Raw genomic sequence first — 17,278 nt, 5'->3', positions numbered from 1 at the left:
CCTGAACCCAGCTCACTGCATGAGGCAGCTGCTGCCCTCATGTGCCGCTGAGGGTGACGGGTGTCGAGTTGTGTAAAGAGCGGTGGCTGCCGTAGCTGCCCGCCGGTTCAGCGCGGCGATGAGCAAATTTAAGCAATCTGAAATCGGTAGGTCAAGCATGCTGAATAAATATTTTCAGCAAACTGAAATTTGCAGGCGAAAAAAAGCCCACCTCGGGGTGGGCTGATTGGCTCAGATCTCGCTGAAATCTCGCCAAGCTATGCGGATCACCCCGGAGTCCAGTCGATCGACACGAATGCCTGTAGTCTCCTCCAGATCATTGAGGATCCTGGCCCAATCCGCCATGCAATCGTCTGGTGAGGGGGTGAGCTCAATCATCTGTCGCTTCTGAACATGAGGTGACGCAACTGCCTGTTGGATTCGATATCCAAGCCGTTCGTACGAGCGAGACGGCGATTGGGTGAAAGCGAGAGGAAGCATGCATAAACTCCTTGTACTGTATATGCGTACAGTTATCCTTTGTCGTAGGATTTTTGCAAGGCCCTAGCCGTTCCATTCGCCGGAACCTGTAAAGAAAATGCGCATATCAGTTCTGTTCCAGACGAAAAAAACCCGGCTCATGGCCGGGCTTCGGTAGCTGGAATGGTCAAAGCTTCATCATTGCTCGAACGACGACCCCGACGATCCGACAACCATCCGCGCACATCTCGACCGGGTATGCCGGGTTGAGTGGCTTCAGGAATCGCCGCCCTCCGTCCTCTACTAGTTTTTTGAACGTGGCTTCATTGCTGTCGGCAAGCTTGGCGACCACCAGCTTCCCTGATATGACATCCGCTTCCGTGTCCACGAGGATCATCATGCCTTCGGTGATGCTGGTGCCTACAGGAGCAGTCATGGAGTCACCTTTGACCTCCAGCCAGAAAGCAACCCCTTTTGAGTCGTAGTCGGACACCTCATAGCGATCCGAGAAACCTGGCGGGAAGGGCTCAACGGCTTCGGACCAGGCCCCCGCCGCGACCCAGCTGATCACCGGGTAGCGGAACGACATCTTGGGCTGCGGGATGGTCTCGATGTTACTTTCTTCGACCTCTGGCCCCTCGCCGATGGCAAGCCACTCAGCACGGAAGCCAGTTGCTTTAGCCAGGGCGTAAAGGTTCTCAGGGCGGAGGCTCTTGCTTTCGCCTGAAATCCATTGGGTGACGGCAGAGTTTGCAACGCCGCATGCAGCCGCAATTTCGCCTTTCTTCTTGCCGCTGACCGCAATGGCCTTGGCTATTCGCTCGTGTCTTTCCATTCGCTGAGTTTAAGTTAACTGAATTTAAGTATGCAGTTCGCTGAACGGCGTCGTTGACTATGATCCTTCAGCATGCTGAAATTCACGGACGCACCATCGAGGAAGCGCAATGAAAACGCGTGACGCCGCAAACCATTTCGGCAGCAAGAAGAAGCTTGCCGACGCGCTGGGGATTCAGCCCAGCGCAGTGACGATGTGGGGTGAGGTCGTACCGATCTCTCGCCAGTACCAACTTCAGATCCTTTCGGGCGGCCAACTCATGGCGGATGCGAAGCCATCCGTGGAGGAATGCGTTAAGTCTGACAGGCCCACCCTTGAGCCAGTAGATGTCCAAAACACCTGCGAATCCATCCAGTAACGGATTTTCAGGCGAAAAAAAACCGCCTGGCAGGGCGGCTTTCTCTACAGCTTCAAACGAGATCAGAGCATGACAAACATCGTCCAAATTGACAAGTCCAGGGGGTTCACCCGGATGGACAACCAGCTCATGGATGGCCTGTTGGCTATCGATCTCCCAGCAAGGGAGATGAAGATTGTGCTGTACGTGGCCAAGGCCACCATCAACTTCGGCGCGGGCGCCCAGCGCATCCCGGCGACCGACATCGCAAAGGCCATCAACGCCCACCCTGATTCCGTATCCAAGGCGATCTCCAGTCTGTTGCGCCGCCGTGTGTTGTTCCGCGAGGGTGGTGCCCGGGGTGACATCGGCGTGAATGACCCGAAAGACTGGGTCTACGTCACTGAGCCGAAACAGACCAAATCAGCCGATTCGGCTCAAGTGGTCCGAATCGGAGAAGAGCCGAAACAGACCAAAACCGCCGACTCCCTTCTTTATTCTAAGAATCTAACCCCCTATGTATTTCTTCCTTCGGAAGAAAATACATGCCCCCCCAACGATGAGCAGCCGACTCCGGCCAAGGCTGACCGCAAGGCGCCATTCGGGAAGGCCGCCATGCTGGCCGACAACCCGCACGGCCTGGATGAGTCACTGATCGCTGACTACCTGACTGTCCGCAAGGCCGCAAAAGCCCCGGTGACTGCCCGGATCTGGTCCGGCCTGAATGCCAAGCTGGAGCAGTGCAAGGCATTCGGCATTCAGCCTGCCCAGGCCCTGGAGGTCGCCGTCGAGAACGGATGGCGCGGATTCGAGGTGGACTGGGTGACCAAGCGTCTCGCCGCCCAGCTGCCTGCTAACCCCAACAGCCGCCACCACGGCTTCAGTGACCGCGACTACACCGGCGGCCTGACCGAGCGCGAGGACGGTACCTATGCGATCTGAATCGGTGATCACCATGTCCGAGGTGCGAAACGCTGCCGGCTTCCGCGTCCAGCCTGCTCACTGCGAGCACCACGGCGACTTCGAACAGCGCGTGACCATGCTTATGGGCCGCGAAATCGTTGGCCGATGCCCTGAGTGCGAGAAGGCCGCCATTGCTGAGCGAGAGGCGAAGCAGCAGGCCGAGGAAACCCGCCTGAAGCGCGAGGCCATGACCCGCAAGCTGGGTTCGGCGCTGATCCCGAAGCGCTTCGCCGATCGCACCCTGGGCAACTACCGCGTCGAGCACGAAGGGCAGCGCAAGGCGCTTGCCTACTGCGCCCGCTACGTGGCCGCGTTCGAGGAGATTGAACGTACCGGGCGGTGCCTGATGCTGCTGGGCAAGGTCGGTACTGGCAAGACCCACCTGGGCGCTGGAATGGCCAACGAGCTCATGCGCAACACCTCGGCTACTGCCGTCTACCGGACGGTTGGGGCCGTCCTGCAATCCATCCGGGCGACCTACGATCGCCACAGCGAGCAGTCCGAGGCCGACATCCTGTCCAGCCTGGTCGAGCCATCGCTGCTGGTTCTGGACGAAGTCGGCGTGAGCAAGGAGCAGCCGAGCGAGTTCGAGCTGACAACCCTGTTTTCGATCATCAACGGGCGCTACGAGCAGATGCGCCCCACGGTGGTGATTTCCAACCTCGAGCCAGCCCAACTGCGCCACGCCATGGGTGAGCGGTGTTACGACCGTCTGCGCGAGGGCGGCGGGGTAGTGGTGCCCTTCGAGTGGGAGTCTCACCGTGGCAAGGAGGAGCTCTGACCATGCGACAAACCAAGTTGACCAGGGCTGCTCGCGGCAGGGAGTGCCAAGTGCGCATTCCGGGCGTGTGCAACGGCAATCCAGAGACCACCGTCCTTGCTCACTACCGCCTGGCCGGCACCTGCGGCGTGGGCAAGAAGCCGCACGACCTGCAGGGGGCATGGGCTTGCAGCGCCTGCCACGATGCCTGCGATGGCCGAAGCCGGGCCATTGATCGCGAGATCGCCCGTCAGTACCACGCCGAGGGCGTGATGCGCACCCAGTCGATTTTACTGGCCGAGTTCGTGGTGGTCGCATGAGTGGCTCTGTCCTTCGCCCGTTCAAGGCCAAACCGGCCCGCGCAAAGCCCGTCGACAGGGAAGGGCAGGAGCAGGCCGCGCTCATGCAGGAACTGCAACTGCGCTACCCGAAGGCCTACAAGCTGATCTACCACGTCCCGAACGGTGGGCACCGGCACAAGTTGGTCGCCGCAAAGCTGAAGGGGCAGGGCGTGAAGGCTGGTGTTCCCGATCTGGTGCTACCAATGGCTCGTGGCGGCTATTTCGGCCTGTACATCGAATTTAAGGCCAAGCCTCCCTTCGATGCTGAGGTTTCGCCCAGCCAGGATGCGTACATCCAGGAGCTGACCGCCCAAGGATACTTGGCGATCGTCTGCCGGGGCAGTATCGATGCCGTCGAGGCGATCCGCGCCTACCTGCTCCAGCCCGCGACGGTGGCCGCATGAGCGCCACCCGCGAAGTGAAGTTCAGCGAGGCTGAGGTGCGCCGTCAGGCCGCCGACCTGTCCGTGCGCGATCTGCGTGACCTCCGTCACCCTGGGTTGTACCTGCGCTTCTGGAGCAACCGCGAGCGGGGCACCTGGCACCTGGTGCGCGGCAAGAAGTGGGTGCCGGTCGCCCGCTGGCCGGAGCTGAGCGTCGCGGCGGTGCTGGCTGAGCTGCCCGCGCTTCGTCAGCGCCTGTTGCGCGACCCGGCCACTGCGCCCGTGGTTTCCGGTATGGCCACCGTGGGTCAGCTGCTGGACTGGTACGGCGACCGAATGGGGCGTGACCGCTCGCTGTCGGTGAAGCGCAAGGCCGGCGCCCGTTCGGCCATTGCTCAGCACCTGAAGCCGCGCCTGGATGACATGGTGCTGACCGACGTGACTGCCGACACGTTGGACAAGCAGCTGATGTGGCCTTCCCAAGCCGAAGTGTCGTTGTCCTACCTGCGCCAGATGTTCGCGCTGCTGCTGACCGCGTTCAAGCAAGCCAAACGCCTGGGACTGATCGAGTCTGACCCCATGGCCGGGATGCGCTTCAGCGACTTCACCAAGGCCAAGATCCTGCCGAAGTCGGCCCGCCTGCGTGCGGTGCACCTGGTTGATGTGATGCAGCAGCTGGGGCAGACCTTCGACGCGACTCCCGCCAAGGCCATGCTGGCACTGATGATGCTCACCCACGGCACCCGCATCGGGGAGACCAGAAAGGCCCGGTGGAGCGAGGTATCGGTCACGGCTGGCGAGTGGTTCATCCCGGCAGCAAATGCCAAGACCCGTACTGAGCACCGGCTGCCGCTGACCAACCAGATCTGCGCGCTTCTGACCCGGTACCGGGCAATCCAGCAGGCCGAAGGGTACGACGGCGTGTACCTGTTCCCAAGCCGTCGCGGCGGGTGCCTGAGCGAGAGCCAAGCCAGTGCCGTGTTCACCGAATTGGGCCGGGGCGAGTGGACCAGCCACGACCTGCGGAAAGTCTCTCGAAGCACCTGGACCGACCTCGGTATCGACGGGCACATCGGCGAGATGCTGCTGAACCACTCGCTTGGCAAGATCGCCAGCACCTACATCCACACCCAAGCGATGCAGCAGCGAAGGGCAGCCCTGGAGAAGTGGCACGCCTGGTTAGACGGCATCGGCTTTGGTGCCATTCACGGCCTTACAGAGGCCTTATCCGAAATCCCACAGATTCAGGCGCAGGCGGCAGAGGGCAAGGCCTCTAGCACCCATCCCGAATTTGTTACTAGCGAGGATTCGAAATGAATATTTCTCAGCACGGCGCCCTCGCTTTCTCGTGGGCGGTGACAGCGCTGAAGCCTGACGCGCCGGCCTTTGACCGCTCGAAAGTGTTCATGGTCTGCATCCAGAACTACGACGATCACCGGCGCCTCCGCGTGACCATGCTCGGCGGCGCTAGCTTCGAGGTGGACAGCCGCACGTTCCCTTACGACATCGACAAGGCTGCCGACTGGCTGGTGGGTGCCGAATGAAGAAAGTCCACGGCCCAGCGCTGCGCAAGGAGCGGGTCATCCTGACCAGGTGCCCGGAGTGCCAGGGGAGGGCAGTGGTGAAGGGCGTTTTCTATGACCTGCCCTGCGGTCGCTGCAACGCATCAGGGTGGTTGTCGGCGGTCACCGGCGAGCCGCTGCCGCTGGAAGAACTTGTGACGCAGTTGGGGCTGCGTGTGCGCGAGCTGGAACAGCAGGTTGATCGCCAGCGGCCACCGCGCACTGAAGGCCCATCTGCGCAGTACGAAACGAACAACCGCCGCGGCGCCGGCGGAACCAACTGCACCGGGGATTGAGGGGAAGGACATGAGCCATTTGGAAAGAAGTGCCGAGGAACTGCTCGAGCATTGGGGTAGGTGGGTTGTGCTGGGGTCGGGTGTGTCGTGCTGCGCATCGCGTGAGAACACGGTCCTGGACCCAATCATCACCGACGACGAGGCGCTGTTTGTTGATCGCCTGGTCGGTCGGTTGTTGCAGCGCTACGCCGAGTGCGGCGCCGTGATCATGAAGTACTACACCTCGCGGGACACTTCCTTGCGTGATGTGGGCAAGAAGCTTGGCTTCGGCGAGGAGAAAACGCGGCAGTTGTGGAAGGCTGGCGTGGCTTGGGTTGATGGTGCGTTGGATGTTCGACGTGAGGCCGCTTGACATCCCCGGTCCTCACCCGTATCTTTCGTGTTACTTTGCGGTAGGTGCGCGAGAGCAAACTCGGCATCACCGACATCCACCATAAGCCTCGGCATCTGCCGGGGCTTTTTCGTTTCTGCTCCCCGCAAAGGGAGGGATAGAGATGCCAAACATGCCTGAGAAAGATCCTGGCCTGTGGGCCGCTGTGCTCGCTTGGGTACTGGCCCACCAGCCCCAGCTGTATGCCGCTGGCCTGTCGGTCGCGATCGCTGCTCTTCGAGTGGTGTACGGCGGTGGCACGCGGCGGCAGATGATCTTGGAGGGCGCGCTGTGCGGCCTAATCACGCTGGCCCTCGTGCCGTTGCTGGAATGGATGGGCTTGCCGCAGGGCATGGCCACCTTCGCTGGTGGTGCTGTCGGCTTCATGGGAGTGGAGAAGCTTCGTGGCTACTCCGACCTGTTCTTGTCTCGCAAAGCGCAGGGATAACCATGAAGGCCGAACTGACTGATGCCGAAGCGAGGATTGCCCGGATGCTGGGTGATGCCTGGAACGCATACCTCGAATTGCCGGTGGAGCATCCGATGGACCGCGGCGAGTTCTGCACCTCCATCCACCGATGCCAGGACCAGGTGCTTGCGCGCGCCGGGCGCCGAGCGCTGAACCAACCAACCGAGAACAAGCCATGATCACGCTCACTGACATCAACCGCCGCCAGCTCTACGTGGCCCCGAGCGCCATCGCTCGCGTGCAGGAGGCTGGCACCAGCTCGCAGTGGCACGGCGTCTGCGCCATCGCCCATACGTTCGACGGCCAGGTGCTGGAGGTTCGCGAGCGTGCCGCCGATATCGCCCGCCAAGTCGGCATGTGCCGAGAGGAGTGAGCCATGAAGAGCTCCGAGCAATCCCGTCTCAACTACCTGCTGACCTCGCGTCCTCTCATTGTCAAGCGCAACGGGTTGCACTACTGCCTTCACGATGCCTTCAGCGGCGAGGTGCTGGCAGGGCAAGCCCAAGTTCGCCTGGTGCAGAACCCCAACGAAGTAGCGCGGCTTATCGTCGAGTTCAACTGTGATGGCACTCACGTCCGACTGGATGGTGAGTGATGGCCTGCAGTGGATGCGCCGCTCGGCGCGAATGGATCAACAAATGGATGAGGGTAGCCCGTGAGCGAGCAAGCAATCTCTTTGCTCCAGAAGATTCTGGAGCAGGAACAGAAGCAGACCGCTCTGCTGGAGACGATCGCAAGCCAGAACCTGGCACTGATCGAGGCGCTGGCCGACGGTGACGGCGAAGACCCAGACGCGCAGCCATCGACCTACCTGGACGGCTCGCCATGCCGTTGAGGCCGCAGCGTCCGTGTCGAGCCCAGGGGTGCAGGGCGCTGCACAGGAACGCCAACGGCTACTGCGATGCTCACGCTGACCAGGTGAAGAGCCACGTTCGAGAGAAGCCGCGCGAGAGCTCCACATCGCGGGGATACGGGTACAAGTGGCAGCAGGCCCGCGCTGGATATCTGGCCAAGCATCCGCTGTGTATTCGTTGTCAGGCTCGAGGCCTTGTAGTCGCGGCCACCGATGTTGACCACATCGTGCCACATAAGGGCGACATGACCGTCTTCTGGGATCGGTCGAACTGGCAGGCCTTGTGTGCCCGGTGCCACTCGGCCAAGACGGCAGGTGAGGACGGTGGGTTCGGCAACGCCCGCCAGAAATGATCAAAAATCGATCAGATTCGCCGTTGATGAGATTGATTCTCGCGATTGGGGAGGGGGAGGGTCGAAAGTTCAGGCCTTTTCGTTTCTAGACCGCGCCCTCAGTCTTTTTTTTACACCCGCGAAATATAAAGTTTAGTGGAGGCGCCGATGCCAGGGGTTGCCGGGCGCTCCGGCCGTCGCCCAAAACCCACGGCCCAGAAGGTGCTGGCCGGGAATCCCGGCAAGCGCAAGCTGAACACGGACGAGCCGGACTTCGCTCTGGTGACCAACGTTGATCCGCCGGATTGGTTGTGCGAACACGCCACTCGGGTTTGGCAAATGCTGGTGCCGGAACTGCTCCGCGCCAAGGTGCTCGCGCTCACTGACATGCACAACGTCGAGGCTTTCTGCACGGCCTACGGTAACTGGCGACTGGCTCAAGAGTCGGTGCGCGCCCACGGCATCGTGGTTGCGGGAGCCACCGGCGGCCCGGTGAAAAACCCGGCGCTTACAGCGGCGAACGAGGCGATGCGCCAGATGGTCACCTTCGGTTCGATGCTGGGGCTCGATCCCGCGAGCCGCACGCGCATCATCGGCGGCAACAAGCAGAAGACAACGAACCCATTCGCAGGATTGCTCGAGTGACCAATGGCCAGGACCAAGTACACCAACGTCGACAAGGCGATGGCGTGGGCAAGGTCCGTCCTGAAAGGCAAGTTCCCGGCCTGTCGCTACATCCACCAGGCGATCGAGCGTCACTTTGACGACGTAGCCGCCAGTCGCTCCAAGAACTACCCCTACAAGTTCGACCCGGCCAAGGCCGAGAAGAAGCTGCGGTTGATGCAGCTGCTGCCACACACGAAAGGTGAGTGGGCGTTCAAGCGGCAGCTGATCACCCTGGAGCCTTGGCAGCTGTTCGGTCTGGCCTGCACCTTCGGGTGGGTCCGGAAGAAGGGCGGATATCGGCGCTTCCGCGAAAGCTACTGGGAGGTGCCACGTAAGAACGGCAAGTCGGTGATCGCCGCTGGCGTGGGCATCAGCATGTTCACTGCCGACAACGAGTTCGGCGCCGAGGTCTACTCGGGCGCTACAACAGAGAAGCAGGCGTGGGAAGTGTTCCGCCCGGCGCGCCTGATGGTCAATCGCTCGCCAATGCTGATCGAGGCGGCAGGCATTGAGGTCAACGCCTCGAACCTGAACATCCCGTCCAACGGCAGCCGCTTCGAGCCGCTGATTGGCAACCCCGGTGATGGTGCGTCGCCGTCCTGCGCGATCATCGACGAATACCACGAGCACGACAGCGCGGCCCAGTACGACACGATGCTCACTGGCATGGGTGCACGCCGACAGCCGCTGATGTTCATCATCACCACTGCCGGAGCGAATATCGAGGGGCCGTGCTACGACAAGCGGCGCCAGGTCATCGAAATGCTCAACGGCACGGTGCCCGACGACGAACTGTTCGGCTACATCTGGACGCTAGACGAAGGTGACGACTGGACCGACCCGAAGAACCTGGCCAAGGCTAACCCCTGTATGGGGGTGTCGGTATTCCAAGAGTATCTGGAGAGTCAGCTGGCTCGGGCGATTCGCTCCGCCAGGTTCACCAACACCTTCAAGACCAAGCACCTCAACCTTTGGGTGAGCGCGAAGTCTGGCTTCTTCAACATGGAGAGATGGAAGGCGTGCGAGGACAAGACGCTCACGCTTGAGCAGTTCGAGGGCCAGGAGTGGATCGCCGGCTTTGACTTGGCGCGCAAGCTCGATATGAACTCCAGGGCCAGGCTGTTCTGGCGGGAGATCGACGGGAAGACCCATTACTACAGCGTGGCCCCGGCGTTCTGGGTGCCGGAAGACACGGCCAACGACGTGGACAATAAGCGCATGACCGAGCGCTTCCAGGCCTGGGTCAACACCGGTCACCTCACGGCCACGCCCGGCGCCGAGGTGGACTATCGGGAGATCCTCGAAGACACCAAGGAAGCCAACAAGCTTGCGCCGATCAGGGAGAGCCCGATCGACCCTCATGGCGCCACTGGTCTCAGCCACGACCTAGACGACGAAGGTTTCAACCCGATCACCATCACCCAGAACTACACCAACATGTCCGACGGCATGAAGGAGCTGGAGGCAGCCATCGAGGCTGGCCGTTTCCACCATGACGGAAACCCGATTATGACCTGGTGTATCGGCAACGTGATCGGCAAGAACCTGCCAGGTAACGACGACGTAGTCCGTCCGATCAAACAGGGCGACGACAACAAGATCGACGGCGCGGTCGCGCTGATCATGGCGGTCGGTCGGATTCTCGCAAATGCACACCCGGAGGAAACGCTCTCCGACCACCTAACCAAGCACGGAATCAGAACCCTATGACTCCTGAACAAGAGACGCCTCGTGAAGATGAGGTGTCGGGCCTCGATCGTCTGCGCGAAAGCCTGCCGGATGTAGTCGGCATGGTCGGCTTTGGCCTGCTCGCGCGCGGTCTATGGGTTGGATTTGGTGAGGCTGTGGCGCTGTCGGTATGCGGGGTAATCCTCATGTCACTGTCGGCCTATGCCGTAATCCGAGGAGGGAGCTGATGTTTAAGGCCCTGCTTGGGAGAAAGAACAATCCGCTGGCCATCGACACGCCGGAGAAACTTGCCCAGGCGATTGGCGCGGGCTACGAAACAGCGTCAGGGCAGCGCGTCACAACCTCGAGCGCTCTGCAGCAGTTGGTGGTCTTCAACTGCGTGCGCGTGCTGGCCGAGTCGATTGGCATGCTGCCGTGCCGTCTGATGAAACAGACGGGCAAGGTACGTTTGCCGGCCACCAGCCACCGGCTTTACCCGCTGCTGTCCATGGCGCCGAACGGGTACATGACCTCCCAGGAGTTCTGGGAAATGCTGGTCGCCTGCCTATGTTTGCGCGGTAACTTCTACGCCTACAAGGTCGAGGCCCTCGGTAATGTGATTGAGCTGCTACCACTCAATCCTGACATCGTCCAGCCGAAGCTCAACGACGACTGGACGGTTGAGTACAAGGTCGACTTCAAGACTGGGCAGAAGACCCTAACGCAAAAAGAGATCTGGCACGTCCGTCTGTTCACGCTGGACGGCCTTAATGGCCTGAACCCGATCGCCTACGCCCGCCAGACTCTCGGCCTGGGTCAGGCGATGGACGCTCACGCAGGGAAGCTGTTCACCAACGGTGCGGTAACGAGCGGTGTGCTGCGCACCGATGAGAAACTCACCGATGAGGCTTTCGCCAGGCTGAAGGAAGAGTTCCAGGGTGAGCACATGGGGGCGGCAAACGCCTACAAGCCCATGATCCTGGAGATGGGCCTGGACTGGAAACCGATCAGCCTGAACGCCCAGGACACACAGTTCATCGAGTCGAAGCGCATGACGGAGGCGCAGCTCTGCGGCCTCTTCCGCGTGCCGCCGCACCTAGTGGCGAACATGGACAAGATGACGCTCAACAACGTTGAGCAGATGGGCATGAACTTCGTGAACTACTCGCTGGTGCCGATCATCACGCGCATCGAGCACCGGATTCAGGTTGGCCTGCTCAACGAGAAAGATCGACTCACCCACTACGCCAAGTTCAACGCCGGCGCCTTGATGCGCGGCGACCTCAAGGGGCGCTACGACTCCTACGGCAAGGGCATTCAGTGGGGAATCCTGAGCCCGAACGACTGCCGAGAGCTGGAGGACGAGAACCCCCGTGAAGGCGGCGACATTTACCTGACCCCAATGAACATGACGACCAAACCAGAGGCTGACGACGATGCAGACAAAGCAGCGCCTTGACCTGCCGTTGACCATCAAGTCGGTCAGCGACAGCGGCGAGTTCGAGGGCTACGGCTCGGTGTTCGGTGTCGAGGACAGCTACGGCGACGTGGTTGTTCGTGGGGCCTTCGCAGCGAGCTTGACCAAGTGGAAGGAGAAGGGCCGGCTACCGGCCATGCTCTGGCAGCACAACATGAGCGAGCCGATCGGCGTCTACACCGAGATGCGCGAGGACGAGGTCGGCCTGTATGTGAAAGGCAACTTGCTTACTGAGGTCGATCCGCTGGCCAAGCGGGCGCACGGCCACATGAAGGCCGGCAGCCTGACCGGCATGTCGATCGGCTACATGCTCGACGACTACGAGTACGACAAGGAGAAGGGCATTTGGCTGCTGAAGGCAATCGACCTGTGGGAAGTCTCCCTGGTCACCTTCCCGGCCAACGACGTAGCCCGGATCACTGACGTGAAATCTCTGCTGGCCCGCGGCGAGACCCCGCCGCCCAGCAAAGTGGAGCGGGCCCTGCGAGAGGTAGGGTTTTCCGGCTCCCAAGCCAAGGCCTTCATGGCCAAAGGCTACGGCGCAGTTTCACCGCGAGAGGCGGGTGCCGATGACGCACTTCAATCACTGAAATCCCTTTTGGACAAAATGTAAGGAGCCTCTCATGGCTGTTGAAAAGAAAGACATCGACGACGTCGCCGAAGCGCTGGGCAAGAAGTTCGACGAGTTCAAGGAAAAGAACGACAAGCGCATCGACGGCCTGGAGGCCGAGAAGGGCAAGCTCTCCGGCCAGGTCGACACCCTGAACGAAAAGCTGGGCGAGCTCGACGCGCTCAAGACCTCGCTCGAGCAGGAGCTGGCCGCGCTGAAGCGTCCGGACGGCACCGGCACCAAGGCCGCCAGTGAGCACAAGGCTGCCTTCATGCAGTTCGTTCGCAAGGGCATCGACACCGGCCTGGGTGACCTGCAGGCCAAGGCGCTGCAGATCGGCAATGACGCTGACGGCGGCTACGCGGTCCCTGAAGAACTGGACCGCAGCATCATCGAGCTGCTGAAAGACACCTCGCCAATGCGCCAGGTGTGCAACCAGATCACTGTCGGCACGCCCGACTACAAGCGTCTGGTCAGCCTGGGCGGCGCTGGCTCCGGATGGGTTGGCGAAACTGCACCGCGCCCAGGAACGGGCACCCCGACCCTGGGCCAGATCTCGGCATTCATGGGCGAGATCTACGCCAACCCCCAGGCCACCCAGACCAGCCTCGACGATATCTTCTTCAATGCTGAGGCCTGGTTGAACGCCGAGGTAGCCCGCGAGTTCACGGAGAAGGAGGGCGCTGCCTTCACCAGCGGCGACGGCGTGAACAAGCCCAAAGGCTTTCTGGCCTACGACTTGGTGTTGGACGACGACAAAACCCGCGCGTTCGGCAAGCTGCAGAAGCTGATTTCCGGTACCGCCGGCGCTTTCAATGGCGACAAGATCATCGACTTGATCCACTCGCTGAAAGCCGGGTACCGCGCCAATGCCCGCTTCATGATGACCAACCTGACCGTGGCCTATGTCCGCAAGCTGAAGGACAGCCAGGGCAATTACCTCTGGCGCCCTGGCCTGGAGGCGGACAAGCCTTCCACCCTGCTGGGCTACGGCATCATTGAAAACGAGGATGTGCCGGACGTGGCGGCCGACGCCAACGCGATCTCGTTCGGTGACTTCCAGCGCGGCTACACCATCGTGGATCGCATCGGCACCCGTGTCCTGCGCGACCCCTACACCAACAAGCCATACGTTGGCTTCTACACCACCAAGCGCGTCGGCGGCATGCTCGTCGACTCCCAGGCGATCAAGGTTCTGACCCTGAGCGCTGCCTGATCGAGCGGGCGCCTTCGGGCGCCCACTTCTGGAGGATTTATGCCAATCATTTCCGTGAAGAAGGCGTTCCCGTTCGCAGTGGGCGGGAACCAGGTGGTGGATATCCAGGTGGGCGATCAGGATGTTTCTGACCGTTGCGCTCTGGTGGCAGTCGAGCACCTGGGCGTGGCCGAGTATCTCGACCAGAAGCGCATTCAAGTACTTCGTGAGGACGGTCCCACCGTGGCCGAATTTGTGGAAGCAGGCTACCTGGCGGCAAACTATCCGCCCGAAGGCTACTCCTCGCGCAGCTCACAGGAGGAGATCGACGCGGCGATCCTTTCGCAGAAGGGCGCCGAGAACGAAACCGATCCGCTGAAGATGACCGTCCCGAAGCTGAAGGAATGGCTCACAGCGAAGGGGATTGAGTTCGCCGCAGACGCGAAGAAGCCAGCGCTTCAGGCCCTGGTGCCAAAAAATGATTGACCTCGAAGTGGTGAAAGCGCACTTGCGGGTCGATGGCGACGACGAGGACATGCTGATCCAGGGCTACACCGACGCGGCCCTCAGCACCTTCGATCTGTGGACGAATCGCAAGTTGATTGCAGAGGGTGAGCCGTTGCCTGACCCCGTAGGCAATGCGTTGTCCTTCCGTAAGTCGATCCAGCAGGGTGCGCTATTGCTTATCGGGCACTGGTACGCAACCCGGGAGACCGTTGTTACCGGCACCATCGCGACCGAGCTTCCGATGGCTACCCAGGCCCTGTGGAGTCCTCACCGCTGGGTGAACGTATGAGGGCCGGCGATCTTCGGCATCGAATCGAAATCCAGCACAGGGTCACTCCACGCGACCCCGTCACATTGGAGATCGGCGAGCCCGAGTGGCAGTTGTTTGCCAAGGTGTGGGCACAGATTACGCCGCTGTCGGCACGAGACCTGATTGCCGCCCAGGCCGCACAGTCAGAGGCGACCGCCCGGATTGTCATACGTTACCGCTCAGGCGTGCTGCCCACCATGCGCATCGCCTATCGGGACGAGGTGTACAGCATTGTCGGTCGTCCTTTGGAAGACCCGAACTCTGGCCGTGAATACCTCACAATCCTCGTGGCGAAGGGGGTGAAGGATGGCTGAAACCATCGAGTTCAGCCTGATCGGGCTGGACAGCCTGCTCGGCAAGCTCGATGCAGTCAGCTACGACGTGAAGCGCAAAGGGGGAAGGGCGGCGCTGCGCAAGGCCGCCCAGGTCATCGTCGAAAAAGCCAAGGAAGGTGCCGAGCGGATCGACGACAAGGACACCGGCCGCTCGATCTCCGACAACATCGCTCTGCGCTGGAACGGCCGGTTGTTCCGGGCCTCTGGCGACCTGGGGTTCCGCATCGGTGTTCAGCACGGCGCCCTGCTCAAGGATGGCGGTGATCTCAGCCCGAACGCGCCGACGCCGCACTGGCGCCTGATCGAGTTTGGTACCGAGAAGATGGCGGCCGCGCCGTTCATGCGCCCGGCGCTGGCCGACAACATCAGCCAGGTCACCAACACGTTCATCTCCGAGTACGAGAAAGCTATCGACCGCGCAATCCGGCGCGCTGCGAAGAAGGCTACAACCCCATGACCCCACCCATTGAGCAAATCTGCGCGGCAGACCCAGCGGTGACCGCGCTGCTCGGTGCTGGCGTGAACTTACGCCTGTACCCGTTTGGCGAGGCTCCGGAGGGTGTGGCCAAGCCATATGCCGTATGGCAGTTGGTACGGGGAAGTCCGGAGAACTACTTGGCAGGCCGCCCTGATGTGGATGGCTTCACGCTGCAGGTGGATGTGTACGGCACAACCAGCGGCTCAGTGCGCAAAGTGCGCGATGTCATCCGCGATGCAATCGAATTGCGGGCGTACGTCACACGATGGGGTGGCGAGACCCGCGACCCGTCAACGAAGAGCTTCCGGACCAATTTCGACGTGGACTGGATTGTCCCCCGCTGAACCGCTGCAAAGAACCCGGCCCGCCTAGAGCGGGTTTTTTTATGCCCGACATTTGGAGAACGCTATGTCGATCCTTACCCAAGGAACCCAGATCTACGCCCTGGTGCCACCGCTTTCCGGTACCGGGCCATACACCGTCATGGAGGTGGAATGCGCCACCACCTTCGAGCCAGGTGGTTCGCCGTCCGAGCAGATCGAGGACAGCTGTCTCGTCGCCAAGGAGCGCAGCTACAAGAAGGGCCTGCGCACTCCTGGCCAGGCCTCGATGGGCTTGAACGCCGACCCAAACAGCCCGAGTCACATCCGCCTGCATCAGCTGTCCGAGGCCGACGGCGATACCACCCTGCGCTGGGCTGTTGGCTGGTCCGATGGTACTGCTGCCCCGACCGTTGTCGCTGCTGGCAGCTTGGCGCTGATCACCGTAACCAATGCCGGTAGCGGGTACACCAGTGCGCCAACCGTCAACATCACCGGTGGCGGCGGTACCGGTGCCACTGCGACCGCCGTGGTCGATGCCGGCGAGGTGGTGGGCATCAACATCACCAACCCAGGCAGCGGCTACACCAGCGCGCCGAACATAACCTTCACCGGAGGCGCCGGTACTGGTGCGGCTGGCGCGGCCGAGGTCAGCCAGGAATCGGACTTCGTTCTGCCGCCATCGCGCACCTGGTTCACATTCTCCGGCTACGTTGCCGACTTCCCGTTCAACTTCGCACTGAACGCCGTGGTGGCGTCCACTGTCGCGATCCAGCGTTCGGGCGGCTCCGCCTGGATTCGTAAGGTGGCCTGATGATGGAACTGAGCATCTCGAACCTGAAGAAATCCAAGGCCTTCACCGCCCGCCCGGTGGCCAAGGAAATCGAGTGGGACGGCAAGAAGTTCACCTGCTACGTTCGGCCGCTGTCCTACCAGACGGCGATTGGCGATATCGCCGCTCACCGCGGTGCCGACCCGCTGGCCTGCCGTATCGCCTCGAGTATCTGCGATGCCGAGGGCAGGCCGGTGTTCACCGTGAACGACATCACCGGCGAGGCCGATCCGGAGAAGGGCGCTCTCGATCCGGACCTGACCAACCTGCTGCTGATCGCCATCGGTGAGGTGCAGAACGGCACCGTTGCGGGAAAGAAGAAGCGCTAGAGCCGATCGACGAACTGTGGTGCGAGCTGGTGATGAACGGGATAGGCGGCCGCACCATTGCCGAGGCGCAGGAGAACATGTCCTATCCCGAGTTTCTGACCTGGGTGAAGTTCCGGCAGAAGCGCGGATCGCTTCACCCTGGGATGAGGCTAGAGGTCGCTCTGGCCCAGTTCCAGGCCATCTACTTCAACAGCAAGACCAGTGAGTCGGCGCCGAAGCTGTATCCGCAGGACTTCGCCCCGCACATGGACCCACGGGTCGAGACGCTGGAGGAGGCCATGGAAAGCTGGGTGTGATTTGGGTGGAGCTGCATGCAATGGTAGATTTGCACGTTTCTCTAGGAGCGAGGCCAATGAAGACATTGAAGTGCAGGAAGTGCTCTGCAATCTACCCCGCGTCAGATAAGAACTGTCCAAGTTGCAATGCGTCCTCGCGCGCATTACCGATCTCCTGGATCGTTGGCGCGTTAGTGGCGGTGGCAGCTGGTGTTTATTTTGTATCTACCCCTGATAGAGAGCCAACAGCCCCTGCTGGGCCGAGAGACTCGGAGGTGCTGTCCCTGGCATTCTCGTCTGTTCGCGCGAACATGAAA

General features: G+C 61.4%; 31 protein-coding genes and 1 pseudogene. 30 read left to right on the top strand and 2 right to left on the bottom strand.

The features are described from left to right. Positions 1 to 231 precede the first annotated feature (231 nt). The gene (locus tag APH44_RS08755) at positions 232 to 480 is read right to left on the bottom strand and encodes a DUF1654 domain-containing protein (protein ID WP_054892302.1); all 249 of its coding nucleotides are present in this window, start codon (positions 478 to 480) and stop codon (positions 232 to 234) included. 166 nt (positions 481 to 646) lie between these two features. Next, positions 647 to 1,294: a LexA family transcriptional regulator gene (locus APH44_RS08750; protein ID WP_054892301.1), complete on the bottom strand. Its 648-nt coding sequence runs from the start codon at positions 1,292 to 1,294 to the stop codon at positions 647 to 649. Between the two features lie 109 nt (positions 1,295 to 1,403). Here APH44_RS08750 and APH44_RS29045 point away from each other — a divergent pair, with 109 nt between their 5' ends. The 30 genes and pseudogenes from APH44_RS29045 to APH44_RS08605 all read left to right on the top strand — a co-directional run bounded on the left by APH44_RS29045 (position 1,404) and on the right by APH44_RS08605 (position 16,982). Beyond that, complete coding sequence (locus APH44_RS29045) at positions 1,404 to 1,652, top strand: Cro/CI family transcriptional regulator (RefSeq protein ID WP_082420997.1); 249 nt, start codon at positions 1,404 to 1,406, stop codon at positions 1,650 to 1,652. Positions 1,653 to 1,721: 69 nt separating this feature from the next. Further along, positions 1,722 to 2,573 (top strand): replication protein, encoded by an 852-nt coding sequence (locus APH44_RS08740; RefSeq protein WP_082430643.1) that lies wholly within the window; start codon positions 1,722 to 1,724, stop codon positions 2,571 to 2,573. After that, positions 2,563 to 3,375, top strand: a complete 813-nt coding sequence (locus APH44_RS08735; RefSeq protein WP_054892299.1) for an ATP-binding protein — start codon at positions 2,563 to 2,565, stop codon at positions 3,373 to 3,375. The genes APH44_RS08740 and APH44_RS08735 overlap by 11 nt, the downstream gene beginning before the upstream one ends. Before the next feature lie 2 nt (positions 3,376 to 3,377). Further along, positions 3,378 to 3,674 carry a DUF1364 domain-containing protein gene (locus APH44_RS08730; RefSeq protein WP_054892298.1) on the top strand — a complete coding sequence of 99 codons (297 nt, stop codon included), beginning with the start codon at positions 3,378 to 3,380 and terminating at the stop codon, positions 3,672 to 3,674. Then, on the top strand, positions 3,671 to 4,099 hold the full coding sequence (locus APH44_RS08725) for a VRR-NUC domain-containing protein (RefSeq protein ID WP_054892297.1): 429 nt from the start codon (positions 3,671 to 3,673) through the stop codon (positions 4,097 to 4,099). The genes APH44_RS08730 and APH44_RS08725 overlap by 4 nt, the downstream gene beginning before the upstream one ends. Continuing rightward, complete coding sequence (locus tag APH44_RS08720; RefSeq protein WP_054892296.1) at positions 4,096 to 5,394, top strand: site-specific integrase; 1,299 nt, start codon at positions 4,096 to 4,098, stop codon at positions 5,392 to 5,394. The genes APH44_RS08725 and APH44_RS08720 overlap by 4 nt, the downstream gene beginning before the upstream one ends. After that, positions 5,391 to 5,621, top strand: a complete 231-nt coding sequence (locus APH44_RS08715) for a hypothetical protein (RefSeq protein WP_054892295.1) — start codon at positions 5,391 to 5,393, stop codon at positions 5,619 to 5,621. The genes APH44_RS08720 and APH44_RS08715 overlap by 4 nt, the downstream gene beginning before the upstream one ends. Further along, a complete protein-coding gene (locus tag APH44_RS08710) occupies positions 5,618 to 5,935 on the top strand; it encodes a hypothetical protein (protein WP_054892294.1) in 318 nt (105 codons plus the stop codon). The genes APH44_RS08715 and APH44_RS08710 overlap by 4 nt, the downstream gene beginning before the upstream one ends. 10 nt (positions 5,936 to 5,945) lie before the next feature. Beyond that, positions 5,946 to 6,287 (top strand): antiterminator Q family protein, encoded by a 342-nt coding sequence (locus tag APH44_RS08705; protein WP_054892293.1) that lies wholly within the window; start codon positions 5,946 to 5,948, stop codon positions 6,285 to 6,287. A gap of 142 nt (positions 6,288 to 6,429) precedes the next feature. After that, entirely contained in the window at positions 6,430 to 6,753 is a 324-nt protein-coding gene (locus tag APH44_RS08700; RefSeq protein WP_054892292.1) for a phage holin, lambda family, read from the top strand. Between the two features lie 2 nt (positions 6,754 to 6,755). Continuing rightward, positions 6,756 to 6,953 carry a hypothetical protein gene (locus APH44_RS08695; protein WP_054892291.1) on the top strand — a complete coding sequence of 66 codons (198 nt, stop codon included), beginning with the start codon at positions 6,756 to 6,758 and terminating at the stop codon, positions 6,951 to 6,953. Further along, a complete protein-coding gene (locus tag APH44_RS08690; RefSeq protein WP_054892290.1) occupies positions 6,950 to 7,147 on the top strand; it encodes a hypothetical protein in 198 nt (65 codons plus the stop codon). The genes APH44_RS08695 and APH44_RS08690 overlap by 4 nt, the downstream gene beginning before the upstream one ends. A 3-nt stretch (positions 7,148 to 7,150) precedes the next feature. Continuing rightward, entirely contained in the window at positions 7,151 to 7,369 is a 219-nt protein-coding gene (locus tag APH44_RS08685) for a hypothetical protein (protein ID WP_054892289.1), read from the top strand. A 60-nt stretch (positions 7,370 to 7,429) separates the two neighbouring features. Next, complete coding sequence (locus APH44_RS08680) at positions 7,430 to 7,609, top strand: hypothetical protein (RefSeq protein WP_054892288.1); 180 nt, start codon at positions 7,430 to 7,432, stop codon at positions 7,607 to 7,609. Next, the gene (locus APH44_RS08675; RefSeq protein ID WP_054892287.1) at positions 7,600 to 7,980 is read left to right on the top strand and encodes an HNH endonuclease; all 381 of its coding nucleotides are present in this window, start codon (positions 7,600 to 7,602) and stop codon (positions 7,978 to 7,980) included. Before APH44_RS08680 ends, APH44_RS08675 begins: the two co-directional genes overlap by 10 nt. Before the next feature lie 147 nt (positions 7,981 to 8,127). Next, entirely contained in the window at positions 8,128 to 8,604 is a 477-nt protein-coding gene (locus tag APH44_RS08670; RefSeq protein WP_054892286.1) for a phage terminase small subunit P27 family, read from the top strand. 3 nt (positions 8,605 to 8,607) lie between these two features. After that, the gene (locus tag APH44_RS08665) at positions 8,608 to 10,335 is read left to right on the top strand and encodes a terminase large subunit (RefSeq protein WP_054892285.1); all 1,728 of its coding nucleotides are present in this window, start codon (positions 8,608 to 8,610) and stop codon (positions 10,333 to 10,335) included. Beyond that, the gene (locus APH44_RS08660; protein WP_054892284.1) at positions 10,332 to 10,541 is read left to right on the top strand and encodes a hypothetical protein; all 210 of its coding nucleotides are present in this window, start codon (positions 10,332 to 10,334) and stop codon (positions 10,539 to 10,541) included. The genes APH44_RS08665 and APH44_RS08660 overlap by 4 nt, the downstream gene beginning before the upstream one ends. After that, the gene (locus tag APH44_RS08655) at positions 10,541 to 11,752 is read left to right on the top strand and encodes a phage portal protein (protein WP_054892283.1); all 1,212 of its coding nucleotides are present in this window, start codon (positions 10,541 to 10,543) and stop codon (positions 11,750 to 11,752) included. The genes APH44_RS08660 and APH44_RS08655 overlap by 1 nt, the downstream gene beginning before the upstream one ends. Beyond that, positions 11,730 to 12,383 carry an HK97 family phage prohead protease gene (locus APH44_RS08650; RefSeq protein ID WP_054892282.1) on the top strand — a complete coding sequence of 218 codons (654 nt, stop codon included), beginning with the start codon at positions 11,730 to 11,732 and terminating at the stop codon, positions 12,381 to 12,383. Before APH44_RS08655 ends, APH44_RS08650 begins: the two co-directional genes overlap by 23 nt. A gap of 10 nt (positions 12,384 to 12,393) precedes the next feature. Continuing rightward, positions 12,394 to 13,596 carry a phage major capsid protein gene (locus APH44_RS08645; RefSeq protein ID WP_054892281.1) on the top strand — a complete coding sequence of 401 codons (1,203 nt, stop codon included), beginning with the start codon at positions 12,394 to 12,396 and terminating at the stop codon, positions 13,594 to 13,596. Between the two features lie 39 nt (positions 13,597 to 13,635). Continuing rightward, on the top strand, positions 13,636 to 14,061 hold the full coding sequence (locus tag APH44_RS08640) for a HeH/LEM domain-containing protein (protein ID WP_054892280.1): 426 nt from the start codon (positions 13,636 to 13,638) through the stop codon (positions 14,059 to 14,061). Then, the gene (locus APH44_RS08635; protein WP_054892279.1) at positions 14,054 to 14,371 is read left to right on the top strand and encodes a head-tail connector protein; all 318 of its coding nucleotides are present in this window, start codon (positions 14,054 to 14,056) and stop codon (positions 14,369 to 14,371) included. The genes APH44_RS08640 and APH44_RS08635 overlap by 8 nt, the downstream gene beginning before the upstream one ends. Next, positions 14,368 to 14,706: a phage head closure protein gene (locus APH44_RS08630; protein ID WP_054892278.1), complete on the top strand. Its 339-nt coding sequence runs from the start codon at positions 14,368 to 14,370 to the stop codon at positions 14,704 to 14,706. Before APH44_RS08635 ends, APH44_RS08630 begins: the two co-directional genes overlap by 4 nt. Beyond that, a complete protein-coding gene (locus tag APH44_RS08625; protein ID WP_054892277.1) occupies positions 14,699 to 15,184 on the top strand; it encodes an HK97-gp10 family putative phage morphogenesis protein in 486 nt (161 codons plus the stop codon). Before APH44_RS08630 ends, APH44_RS08625 begins: the two co-directional genes overlap by 8 nt. Then, positions 15,181 to 15,549, top strand: coding sequence for a DUF3168 domain-containing protein (locus tag APH44_RS08620; RefSeq protein WP_054892276.1), 369 nt, complete (start codon positions 15,181 to 15,183; stop codon positions 15,547 to 15,549). The genes APH44_RS08625 and APH44_RS08620 overlap by 4 nt, the downstream gene beginning before the upstream one ends. Before the next feature lie 64 nt (positions 15,550 to 15,613). Continuing rightward, positions 15,614 to 15,926 (top strand): annotated as a pseudogene (locus APH44_RS30360) (phage tail tube protein); the annotation flags it as partial. A gap of 128 nt (positions 15,927 to 16,054) precedes the next feature. Continuing rightward, on the top strand, positions 16,055 to 16,339 hold the full coding sequence (locus tag APH44_RS30355; protein ID WP_256216603.1) for a phage tail tube protein: 285 nt from the start codon (positions 16,055 to 16,057) through the stop codon (positions 16,337 to 16,339). Next, a complete protein-coding gene (locus APH44_RS08610; protein ID WP_256216602.1) occupies positions 16,339 to 16,686 on the top strand; it encodes a phage tail assembly chaperone family protein, TAC in 348 nt (115 codons plus the stop codon). The genes APH44_RS30355 and APH44_RS08610 overlap by 1 nt, the downstream gene beginning before the upstream one ends. A 32-nt stretch (positions 16,687 to 16,718) precedes the next feature. Further along, positions 16,719 to 16,982 carry a hypothetical protein gene (locus tag APH44_RS08605; RefSeq protein WP_054892273.1) on the top strand — a complete coding sequence of 88 codons (264 nt, stop codon included), beginning with the start codon at positions 16,719 to 16,721 and terminating at the stop codon, positions 16,980 to 16,982. The last annotated feature ends 296 nt before the right edge of the window (positions 16,983 to 17,278 follow it).

The organism is Pseudomonas sp. NBRC 111143, from assembly GCF_001320965.1.
In the GTDB taxonomy this organism is placed as follows: Bacteria; Pseudomonadota; Gammaproteobacteria; order Pseudomonadales; family Pseudomonadaceae; genus Aquipseudomonas; species Aquipseudomonas machongensis.
Note: the sequence above shows the minus strand (reverse complement) of the source record. Positions and strands in the feature narration are given on the sequence as shown.

Bases quoted from the DNA above. Each gene is read 5' to 3' on its own strand.
- APH44_RS08755 (WP_054892302.1), bottom strand. From the start codon at position 480: ATGCTTCCTCTCGCTTTCACCCAATCGCCGTCTCGCTCGTACGAACGG.
- APH44_RS08750 (WP_054892301.1), bottom strand. From the start codon at position 1,294: ATGGAAAGACACGAGCGAATAGCCAAGGCCATTGCGGTCAGCGGCAAG.
- APH44_RS29045 (WP_082420997.1), top strand. From the start codon at position 1,404: ATGAAAACGCGTGACGCCGCAAACCATTTCGGCAGCAAGAAGAAGCTT.
- APH44_RS08740 (WP_082430643.1), top strand. From the start codon at position 1,722: ATGACAAACATCGTCCAAATTGACAAGTCCAGGGGGTTCACCCGGATG.
- APH44_RS08735 (WP_054892299.1), top strand. From the start codon at position 2,563: ATGCGATCTGAATCGGTGATCACCATGTCCGAGGTGCGAAACGCTGCC.
- APH44_RS08730 (WP_054892298.1), top strand. From the start codon at position 3,378: ATGCGACAAACCAAGTTGACCAGGGCTGCTCGCGGCAGGGAGTGCCAA.
- APH44_RS08725 (WP_054892297.1), top strand. From the start codon at position 3,671: ATGAGTGGCTCTGTCCTTCGCCCGTTCAAGGCCAAACCGGCCCGCGCA.
- APH44_RS08720 (WP_054892296.1), top strand. From the start codon at position 4,096: ATGAGCGCCACCCGCGAAGTGAAGTTCAGCGAGGCTGAGGTGCGCCGT.
- APH44_RS08715 (WP_054892295.1), top strand. From the start codon at position 5,391: ATGAATATTTCTCAGCACGGCGCCCTCGCTTTCTCGTGGGCGGTGACA.
- APH44_RS08710 (WP_054892294.1), top strand. From the start codon at position 5,618: ATGAAGAAAGTCCACGGCCCAGCGCTGCGCAAGGAGCGGGTCATCCTG.
- APH44_RS08705 (WP_054892293.1), top strand. From the start codon at position 5,946: ATGAGCCATTTGGAAAGAAGTGCCGAGGAACTGCTCGAGCATTGGGGT.
- APH44_RS08700 (WP_054892292.1), top strand. From the start codon at position 6,430: ATGCCAAACATGCCTGAGAAAGATCCTGGCCTGTGGGCCGCTGTGCTC.
- APH44_RS08695 (WP_054892291.1), top strand. From the start codon at position 6,756: ATGAAGGCCGAACTGACTGATGCCGAAGCGAGGATTGCCCGGATGCTG.
- APH44_RS08690 (WP_054892290.1), top strand. From the start codon at position 6,950: ATGATCACGCTCACTGACATCAACCGCCGCCAGCTCTACGTGGCCCCG.
- APH44_RS08685 (WP_054892289.1), top strand. From the start codon at position 7,151: ATGAAGAGCTCCGAGCAATCCCGTCTCAACTACCTGCTGACCTCGCGT.
- APH44_RS08675 (WP_054892287.1), top strand. From the start codon at position 7,600: ATGCCGTTGAGGCCGCAGCGTCCGTGTCGAGCCCAGGGGTGCAGGGCG.
- APH44_RS08670 (WP_054892286.1), top strand. From the start codon at position 8,128: ATGCCAGGGGTTGCCGGGCGCTCCGGCCGTCGCCCAAAACCCACGGCC.
- APH44_RS08665 (WP_054892285.1), top strand. From the start codon at position 8,608: ATGGCCAGGACCAAGTACACCAACGTCGACAAGGCGATGGCGTGGGCA.
- APH44_RS08660 (WP_054892284.1), top strand. From the start codon at position 10,332: ATGACTCCTGAACAAGAGACGCCTCGTGAAGATGAGGTGTCGGGCCTC.
- APH44_RS08655 (WP_054892283.1), top strand. From the start codon at position 10,541: ATGTTTAAGGCCCTGCTTGGGAGAAAGAACAATCCGCTGGCCATCGAC.
- APH44_RS08650 (WP_054892282.1), top strand. From the start codon at position 11,730: ATGCAGACAAAGCAGCGCCTTGACCTGCCGTTGACCATCAAGTCGGTC.
- APH44_RS08645 (WP_054892281.1), top strand. From the start codon at position 12,394: ATGGCTGTTGAAAAGAAAGACATCGACGACGTCGCCGAAGCGCTGGGC.
- APH44_RS08640 (WP_054892280.1), top strand. From the start codon at position 13,636: ATGCCAATCATTTCCGTGAAGAAGGCGTTCCCGTTCGCAGTGGGCGGG.
- APH44_RS08635 (WP_054892279.1), top strand. From the start codon at position 14,054: ATGATTGACCTCGAAGTGGTGAAAGCGCACTTGCGGGTCGATGGCGAC.
- APH44_RS08630 (WP_054892278.1), top strand. From the start codon at position 14,368: ATGAGGGCCGGCGATCTTCGGCATCGAATCGAAATCCAGCACAGGGTC.
- APH44_RS08625 (WP_054892277.1), top strand. From the start codon at position 14,699: ATGGCTGAAACCATCGAGTTCAGCCTGATCGGGCTGGACAGCCTGCTC.
- APH44_RS08620 (WP_054892276.1), top strand. From the start codon at position 15,181: ATGACCCCACCCATTGAGCAAATCTGCGCGGCAGACCCAGCGGTGACC.
- APH44_RS08610 (WP_256216602.1), top strand. From the start codon at position 16,339: ATGATGGAACTGAGCATCTCGAACCTGAAGAAATCCAAGGCCTTCACC.
- APH44_RS08605 (WP_054892273.1), top strand. From the start codon at position 16,719: ATGAACGGGATAGGCGGCCGCACCATTGCCGAGGCGCAGGAGAACATG.